Here is an 8576-nt window from a genome sequence, read left to right on the forward strand (position 1 = left end):
GCCCCCGCGGCCCCCACTGGTGAAATACGCCCACTGGTTACGCCGCCGAACTCTTCATGCAAGCATAAGCCGCAGGACCGACTTTGCCGGACTGCAGGCGAGCGGCCTCCGAGCCTGCCTGCGCAGGCTCGGACGGGCGACAGAGGCGAAGCGTCTCGCGAGCTGCGGCCTGCAAGGCCTCGCGACCCACACGCAGTGGAGGAGCGTGGGGGCTCCACCCCTTACAAGGTCCTGTCACCCAGCGTGAAATAGAACGTGGCGCCTTGCCCGAGGGATGACTGGGCCCAGACCTTCCCGCCATGCCGTGCCACGATGCGGTGCACCGTGGCGAGGCCAATGCCGGTGCCGGCAAATTCCGACAGCGAATGCAGGCGCTGGAACGCGCCAAACAGCTTCTCCGCGTAGGCCATGTCGAAGCCGGCACCCTTGTCCTGGACAAAATACACCGTCTCCCCGTCTTCGCCGACCTCATGGCCGAAGGTGATTTCGGTGCGCTCCTGGTTGGCGCTGAATTTCCAGGCGTTGCCCAGCAGGTTGTCCAGCAACTGCATGAGCAGGCGCGGGTCACCCTGCCCCGTCAGGCCCGCTTCAACATGGAGCGCCACCGGCCTTTCGGGCTCGCGTTCACGGTAGCCGTCAAGGATGCCCTGGACCAGTGCGCTGAGGTCGACCGGCTCCCAACGCAGGCTTGAGCGCGACACCTGTGCCAGCGTCAACATCGCATCGATCAATTCCCCCATCTGCCCCACCCCGGCCCGTATGCGCGCCAGGTAATGCCGGCTGCGCTCCGACAGCGGTGTGCTGTCGGACTTGTTCATGGCACGCTGCAGCAGGTCGCTGAATCCGTCAATGGCACTTAGCGGGCTGCGCAGGTCATGGGATACGGAATAAGAAAATGCCTCCAGTTGTTTGTTGGCAAATTCGAGTTGCGCGGTGCGTTGCTGCACGCGCTCTTCCAGGCTGGCGTTGAGCCGCAATATCTCCTCGCGCGCACGCCTGCGTTCGCGGATATCGGTGTTGATGCCGAGCACCCCGTTAACCTTGCCTTCTTCGTCGCGCACCACCGTCCAGCGTGCTTCGATGGCCACCGTTGAGCCATCCCTGGCGCGCTGCTCCAGTTCACCGGTCCAGTCCCCTTCATTGGCCAGCGTGCGGGCCATGGCGCCCACAAGCACCTGGGGATCCTCGTACATGAACTCTTCCATCGATTTGCCCAGCACTTCTTCGGCTGTCCATCCGTAAAGGCGTTCGGCACCCTTGTTCCAGAAACGTATGGTCCGGTCCAGGTTGCGGACCATGATGGCGTCCTGGGCCCTGTCCAGCAGCGAAGCCTGTTCGTGCAGCTTGACTGCCGCCTGGCGTGCGGCCTCCTGGCTGCGCTGGCGCTCCAGGCGTTCACGCAGGCTGACGATGCCGAACGCCAGGTTGTCGGCAAGCTCCTGCAGAAGTTTGACCTCTTCAGCGGTGAACTGCTGCGGCTCAGCCGAATAAAGGCATAGCACGCCGAAACTGCTGGACCCTTCGCGCAAAGGCAGGCAAACCGCGCTCTGGTAGCCCCGCTTCATGGCATCGGCCTGCCAGTAAAAATGATTGTCGGCCCGGCTGATGTCGCTTTGCTGGGGCAGCCCGGTGCGAATGGCCTGGCCCGCGGGGCCCTGGCCCGTAACCTGGTCATCACGCCAGGTCAGGCGGATCACCGTCAGGTACCCGCCCTCGTTACCGGCGTGCACCATGGGCTGTATGGTGCGCGCTTCGTCGTTCTGTGCATACCCCACCCAGGCCATGCGGTAGCTGCCCACATCGACGGCGACACGACAGACTTCGGCCAACAGGGCCTCCTCGTCTTCAATCCGGTTGATGGCGATGCTGGACTGGCTCAGCATCTGCAGGGCCCGGTTGGTGTTTGCGAGCGCCAGGTCGGCAAGCTTGCGGTCGGTAATGTCGCGGGCGGTGCCCACCACACGCTCGAGGACACCCGACGCATCGAGCACCGGATAGGAGTGGTCGCGTATCCACCGGAGCTTGCCGTCCGCGGACAGGATGCGGTATTCGATGTCGGAGGATTCGCCAGTGCGGTTGCGCTTCCTGGCGAGCTTCAGCAAAGGCTGATCCTCCGGCAGCGCAGCGTCGGCATATGACAGGGGGTTGGCATACAGGCTCTCACGGCTGCGGCCCCACACCTTCTCATAGCCGGGGCTGATATAGAGAAGTTGGCCGGAGCGGGGATCCACGTTGTAAAAAACGTCGTTGATGTTTTCTGCAAGTTCACGAAAACGCGCTTCGCTGCTGACCAGCGCCGCCTCGGCGCGGGCACGTACCAGCGCAATACCGGCTAGCCGCGCCGCAGTGTCGATCAGTTCCAGATCTTGCGGTTGGGGTACACATGGATAGCGGTGGTAGATGGCAAATGTTGCCAGCGGCTCGCCGTCGGTCGAAACCACAGGGTGGGACCAGCAGGCGCGCAGGCCATGCGCGAGCAATATCTCCCGGTAGTCCTTCATCAGCGGGTCGAGCTGGGTGTCTTCCACCACGACCATCTCGTTGCGAAACGCCGCGGTACCGCAGGCACCCACCCCTTCACCTACCGGCAGGCCTTCAATGGCCTGGTTGTAGCTGTCCGGCAGGCTGGGCGCTGCACCCAGGCGCAGGTGTTGCCCGTCCAGCAGCAGGATCGAGCACAGGCTGTCCGGGGAACTCGTCTCAATTAATTGCACCACGGCCTCGAGCGAGCGCTGCAGGGGCGCGCTCCCGGCAATCAGCGCCAATACCTGTTCCTGCGCCAGGGCAAAATCCTCCGCGGCCTTGACCTTGGTAATGTCATTGAACACCGCGACGCCGCCCACCAGCGTGCCGGCGTCATCCTGCAAGGGCCGCGTGCTCATCCTGAGTACCCGGTCTTCGGCGCCGGGCCTGCGAAATACCAGGTCCCAGTTGTCGATACTGATGCCGCGCGTTGCGCGCGCCAGCGGCCGCTCCGACGCCGGCAAGGGGGTTTTTCCGTCGAGCGTCAGCAGCTCGTGGTCGCGGCGCCAGTCCTCGACCCGCACGCCGGGGCCTGGCGCTACGCCAAAGAGCTTGCGAGCCGTCGCGTTAAACACCAGGAAACGACCTTCGGTGTCCGCCGCGATTACACCTTCACTCATGCTGTTGAGAATGAGATCGAGCAAGGAGCGCTCCTTGTCCACGCGGCTGAGCACGGCATCAAGCTCCTCCTGGCGCGCCTGAAGGGAGCCAGCCATGCGATTGAAGGTCTGCCCAATGTCGCCAAGCTCCCCCTGGTACAACGGACCCAGCCTGACACGCGCCCCCAGATTGCCCTCTGCAACCTCATTGGCTTCTTTCAGGATCGCCTTGGCCGGGTTGACGATCAGGCGGTTGCCCATCCACCATGCACAGGCTGCACTTGCCACGGCCATGGCGAGCAAAGCCGCCAGCTCCGAAAGCAGGTTGTCGCGGCTTTCTGCGCCGATGATTTCCTGCGGGACACTGACTGCCACAAATAGCCCATCGCGGCCTTCGACGGAAACCGGCGCAAAAGCGTAGACCCGCTGGCTTCCCTGCGCATCAGGTGCATGCAGCACACCCAGGTGACGCGTTTGCACGCCCTGGCGCACGGCGGCGTCCGGGTGCTGTCGGCCCAGCCAGGAAGGTGCCTGCGGGGAAACGGCCAGCACCACGCCGTCCCGGTCAAGCACCGTCAGCCTTGCGCCCGACATCATGGAGGCGGCGGTCAAAGGCTCTGCGAGGGCCTTCAGGCCCAGGGAGGCAAAGGCCACGCCCCCCATGGCGCCGGAATCGGTGTGGATCGGTATGGCGAAGATCAGGCCCGGCAGGCCACTGCTGCGGCCAATGCCGTAGGTCCCAATGGCAAAACGCTGGCCGGTCATGATCTGCAGGAAAAATGGCCGGTCATCTTCCTGGATACTGCCGGCGGGAAGGCCCAGTGAGCTGCAGACCAGCCGGCCGTCCGGCGCAACAACGCCCACATGGGTGAACTCGGGGTGCTCCCGATGGATGTTTTTCAGCTGTTGCCCGCACAGTCCAGGCTCGTGGCTCTTGATATGAGGCGCACTGGCCAGGCCGTTGAGAAGCTCATGCACCTTGTCCACCGTGCGATGCTGGTGTGTGGCGAGCAGCGCGACCTGGGCCTGCAGGTCAACCTGTGCATGCTCCAGCGCAGTGCGGCGGCCTTGTTCGGCGTAATACGCGAGCAAGCCGAACAGCGGGAGCAGCGCGAGCAGCACCAGCAAAACCAGACGGGTACGCAGCCCCAGCCATCCCAGCATTCGTTACCTCGTGCCTTTCACTGCAATGCAGCGCCAAGCGCGCATCAGGTCACAGTGTGCGGAAGCCAGTGCCTTTTGTAAATGGGACTACTCCCTTACCTGCCTTTGTCAGCGAGTGAAACAGCGACTAGCGCATGGCTGCCCCGGTGTTCCCGGTCGGCCGCCAGCCGTGCACAGCCATTACGCGGTGCGCGCCTCTTTTCGTGCGATCAGGTCACCAACGACTGCGCTGCAGACTGCTTGAGTGCAGCGGTGAGCGCATCCAGCACTTCGGACTCCAGGTTCCAGCAATGCCAGTAGAGCTGGATGGGCAGGGTGTAGCTGGACGCCACGTTGACGAGCTGGCCTGTGTCAATCAGTCCTTGCGCCAGCAGGCGCGGCACCACGCTGACGCCCCAGCCCGCCAGCACAGCCCTGACCATGCCTTCCGATGACGGCACAAAGAGCTGGTTGAGGGTGACGCGCTTGAGCCCGAAAGCTTTGCCGACGAAATCGACCGGCAGCTCATCCTTGCGGTTGAACGCAATAAAAGGCACATCGCGAAAGTTGTATTGCGTCAAGGCGGGCGCGTTCTGTTTGCCGCCAGGGCCCTCGCCCAGGCCAAGCCGTTTTTGCGCAAAGCCCGGCGTAGCCACCGCGATGTACTGCATCGCGCCCAGCGKTTCCACCTTGCAGCCGCGCAGTGCCTGCTTGAGTGTGGTGACGCAGCCCAGCACCTGGCCTTCACGCAGCCACTCGTGGGTGAAGTTCTGGTCGTCGTGGATGATCTCCATGGGCAGGCCCTGCTGCGCCAGGTCGGTCAGCGCCGGCAGGGCCCAGGTGGCGATGCTGTCGGCATTGATGGCGATGGAAATGCGCTCTTCCTCACGCGCACCGCCAAGCGAGCTGGGCGCCAGCTCTTTCAGGTCGCGCTCAAGGTCGGCACGCAGCAGGCGCAGCATCTTGGTGTGTTTCAGCAACAGCTGGYCGGCTGAAGTAGGTTTGAGCGGCCTGCTGCGCACGATCAGCACGGTCCCGACCTGGGCCTCCAGTGCACGCAGGCGCTGCGACACAGCCGACTGCGTGATCGACAGGCGCTGGGCCGCCCGCTCAAAGCCGCCCTCTTCCACGATGGCTGCCAGGCATTCGAGCGCATCCGGATCAAAAGTGCTCATGCAGAGCCTCCTTTGTATTAGTTGTTCTGATGTTTTCACTGATAGTTTAATTTTTCTATTAATTGAAAGCAACATCCTTCACACTTGAAAGCTGTAAAGGGGCTTGTATGAAAGTAGTGGTTTTGGGAGCGGGAATCATCGGCGTCAGCACCGCCTGGCACCTGCTGGAGCGCGGCCATGAGGTGACTGTGGTGGACCGGCAGCCCGGAGCCGCCCTGGAAACCAGTTTTGGCAATGCCGCGCAGATTTCGGTCAGCTATTGCGAACCCTGGGCCAACAAGGACGCCCCCCTGAAGGCCCTGAAATGGATGTTTCGCAACGACGCCCCCCTGCTGTTCCGGCCACAATTGCCCTTCGGCGATGRCTGGCAGCAATGGCGCTGGGGCCTGCAGTTTCTGTCGCAATGCAACGACGCCGCGTTTGAGCGCAACGTGCAGCAGCTGGTGGCACTCGGCGCTTACAGCCATATCGCGCTCAAGGAGGTGGTCAGGACCACCGGCATTGAATACAACCGGCTGGAGCGCGGCATCGCGCACTACTACACCGACCGGAAGTCGTTCGATACCGCCGGTGAAGCGGCGGCGCTGATGCAGAAGTACGGCGTGGCGCGTCGCGTGGTGAGCACGGCCCAGTTGCTGGGCATAGAGCCGGCCTTCAAGTCATTTGYGCACCGCATCGTGGGAGGCACTTATACCGCCAGCGACGAAAGCGGCGACGCGCGCGTCTTCACCCAGGCGCTGGCACAGCGCTGCGCCGACAAGGGCGTACGCTTTCTCTACGAACACAATATCGAAGGACTGGAAAAGTCCGGTGGAGCGGTCCAGTCGGTCGCCGTCCGGGCACGCACCGTGCCGGGCAGCAGTGAGAGTCCCGTCATGAAACTCAAGGCCGACGAGATCGTGGTGGCTTGCGGTTCGTACACGGCGCCGCTGTTGCGCTCGGTGGGCGTTGACCTGCCGATCTATCCGGGCAAAGGCTACAGCGCCACCTTCAAGCTGCTCAAGCCGGAACTTGCGCCCTTCGTCAGCACCATTGACGACGAGGTCAAATGTGCCATGAGCCGCCTCGGCGATCACTTGCGCGTGGCCGGCACCATCGAAGTCGGTGGCTATGACCTTTCGCTGGACACCCCGCTGGCCAGGGCGCGCTGCAAAATGCTGGCCGACCGCATCGAAGAAGTGCTGCCAGGCGTGTGCGACACCCGCCTTGAAGCGCAGGGCGGTACACCGAATTTCTGGACCGGCCTGCGTCCCGCCACTCCCACCAACATTCCCTACATCGGCAAGACCAAAGTCGGCCGCCTGTGGGTGAATGCCGGGCACGGCACATTGGGCTGGACGCATGGCGCCGGGTCTGGCAAGGCCATGGCCGAGCTGATCTGCGGGGAGGTCCCGGCCATGGATTTCGGTTTTTACGGGCTGGCCCGCGCGCGCGGCCGCCTGGAGCCTGAAACCGCCTGATCCACGCCTGCCTGTTCAGGCCGCATGCTGGTCCAGCGTGCGTTGTGCGTGGTCGCGCAGCGCGGTGCGCAGCGCAGGCGGCTCCTGGATTTCGAAAGCAAATGGCAACCGCGAAAGCTGTCTGGCGAACCACGGGATGTGGTCGGTCTGGCTGTGCAGCAGCACGCCTTCGTCACTGGGCTGGAACACGCCAATGCTGTCGGGGAGTTCCATTTGCGCCGTCTGCAAATCGGTGTGCAGCAACAGGCGCACGGTGTTTGTGCGCGGCATGGTGGCCAGCCCCAGGACGAGATGCTGCGCTGCATTGAAATCTGCCGGCGGCGTGAACACCACATTGAGCGGCCGGACTTCCTGCACACGGTCCAGGCGGAATGAGCGCAGCGCCCCGCGCAGATGGCACCAGCCCACCACGTACCAGCGGCCGCGGCGAAATGCCAGGCCATAGGCGTCAAAGTCTCGCTCGGTGACATCGTCGTCGGCTGAACGGTACGCCATGTGCACACGCTGCCAGCCATGCGCTGCGGTGCTCAAGGCCAGCAACGCCGTGTTGTCGCCGGGGGCCACCGCATGGCGCATGTCGAGCGTCACTGTTTCACCGAGCGCTCGGACGCGGTTTTTCAGCTGGTACGGCATCACGCGCTCCAGCTTGGCCTGCGCGCTTTCCGCGGCAGGCGCTGCCTCAGCCAGCCCCAGGCCGCGCGCGGCAAGCAGGCCCAGCGACAGGGCCAGCGCTTCGTCGTCGGTGAACATCATCGGCGGCAGCTTGAAGCCGGCGATCAGGCTGTAGCACCCGTAGCGGCCACGCTCGGCCACCACCGGAATGCCCAGGTCTTCCAGCTTGGCGATGTAGCGGCGCAGGGTGCGGCCATCCACCTGCAGCCGCCGTGCCAGCTCGGCACCGCTCAGCCGGCCGTGGGACTGCAGCAGTTCCAGGACGGTGAGCACGCGCGTGGTGGGGGAGTACATGGTGAAAAAGTCTAACGCTTAATTAGGGCTGAAACAGCCCTATTAMCTTTTTAGACTGGTTTTCACATATCCACTGCGGTGCCACATGCACTTCAAGCCATGACCACCACCCTGACTCACACACCGGAGCTTGCCGAGCTCACCGACGGGCGCCACGATTTCAATTTCATTACCGGGCGTTGGCTGGTCAGCAACAAGCGTCTGCGCCGGCGACTGGAGGGCTGTACCGACTGGGAAAGTTTCGAAGCCGTGCAGGACGGCGCGCTGCTGCTGGGCGGGCTCGGCAACATGAACGACCTCGTCACCGAAAACAAGGAAACCATCGGCATGGCCTTGCGGTTTTTCAATCCGCAAACGCGGTTGTGGAGCATTTACTGGGTCAGCCAGAACAACGGCTTGCTGCAGCCGCCGGTGACCGGCTCGTTTGCCGGCGGCATAGGCCGGTTTGAGGGAAACGACAGCCATGAAGGCCGGCCCGTGCGGGTTCGTTTCACCTGGTCCGGCATCACACCTACCTACGCCCGCTGGGAACAGGCCTTTTCGGAAGACGACGGCCGCCACTGGGAAACCAACTGGGTGATGAGCCTGTCACGCCCCGCTYACCACGCGGTACACCGCTAGAAAAAACAGGCTCGTTGATGGACCACTTCGCACACCTCTGGCTGTTTTTTCTCATGGTGCTGGGCATCATCATCCTGCCCGGCATGGAC

5 protein-coding genes are annotated in these 8576 nt (G+C 63.5%); 2 read left to right on the forward strand and 3 right to left on the reverse strand.

All coding sequences use genetic code 11. The annotated features are described in order from the left end of the window. Positions 1-221: 221 nt before the first annotated feature. Together AC1D1P_RS08475 and AC1D1P_RS08480 are read right to left on the reverse strand one after the other, a co-directional pair. Positions 222-4286 (reverse strand): PAS domain S-box protein, encoded by a 4065-nt coding sequence (locus AC1D1P_RS08475; protein ID WP_477672671.1) that lies wholly within the window; start codon positions 4284-4286, stop codon positions 222-224. Positions 4287-4495: 209 nt separating this feature from the next. After that, on the reverse strand, positions 4496-5440 hold the full coding sequence (locus AC1D1P_RS08480; protein ID WP_477672672.1) for a LysR family transcriptional regulator ArgP: 945 nt from the start codon (positions 5438-5440) through the stop codon (positions 4496-4498). A gap of 107 nt (positions 5441-5547) precedes the next feature. Between AC1D1P_RS08480 and AC1D1P_RS08485 the strand changes: the two genes are divergently transcribed. After that, entirely contained in the window at positions 5548-6900 is a 1353-nt protein-coding gene (locus AC1D1P_RS08485; RefSeq protein ID WP_477672673.1) for a D-amino acid dehydrogenase, read from the forward strand. A 15-nt stretch (positions 6901-6915) separates the two neighbouring features. Here the strand turns inward: AC1D1P_RS08485 and AC1D1P_RS08490 are convergent, their stop codons facing one another. Continuing rightward, positions 6916-7866 (reverse strand): helix-turn-helix transcriptional regulator, encoded by a 951-nt coding sequence (locus AC1D1P_RS08490; protein ID WP_477670328.1) that lies wholly within the window; start codon positions 7864-7866, stop codon positions 6916-6918. Between the two features lie 99 nt (positions 7867-7965). Here AC1D1P_RS08490 and AC1D1P_RS08495 point away from each other — a divergent pair, with 99 nt between their 5' ends. After that, positions 7966-8487 (forward strand): hypothetical protein, encoded by a 522-nt coding sequence (locus AC1D1P_RS08495; RefSeq protein WP_477672674.1) that lies wholly within the window; start codon positions 7966-7968, stop codon positions 8485-8487. The last annotated feature ends 89 nt before the right edge of the window (positions 8488-8576 follow it).

The organism is Polaromonas sp. P1_E1_2 (assembly GCF_056406035.1).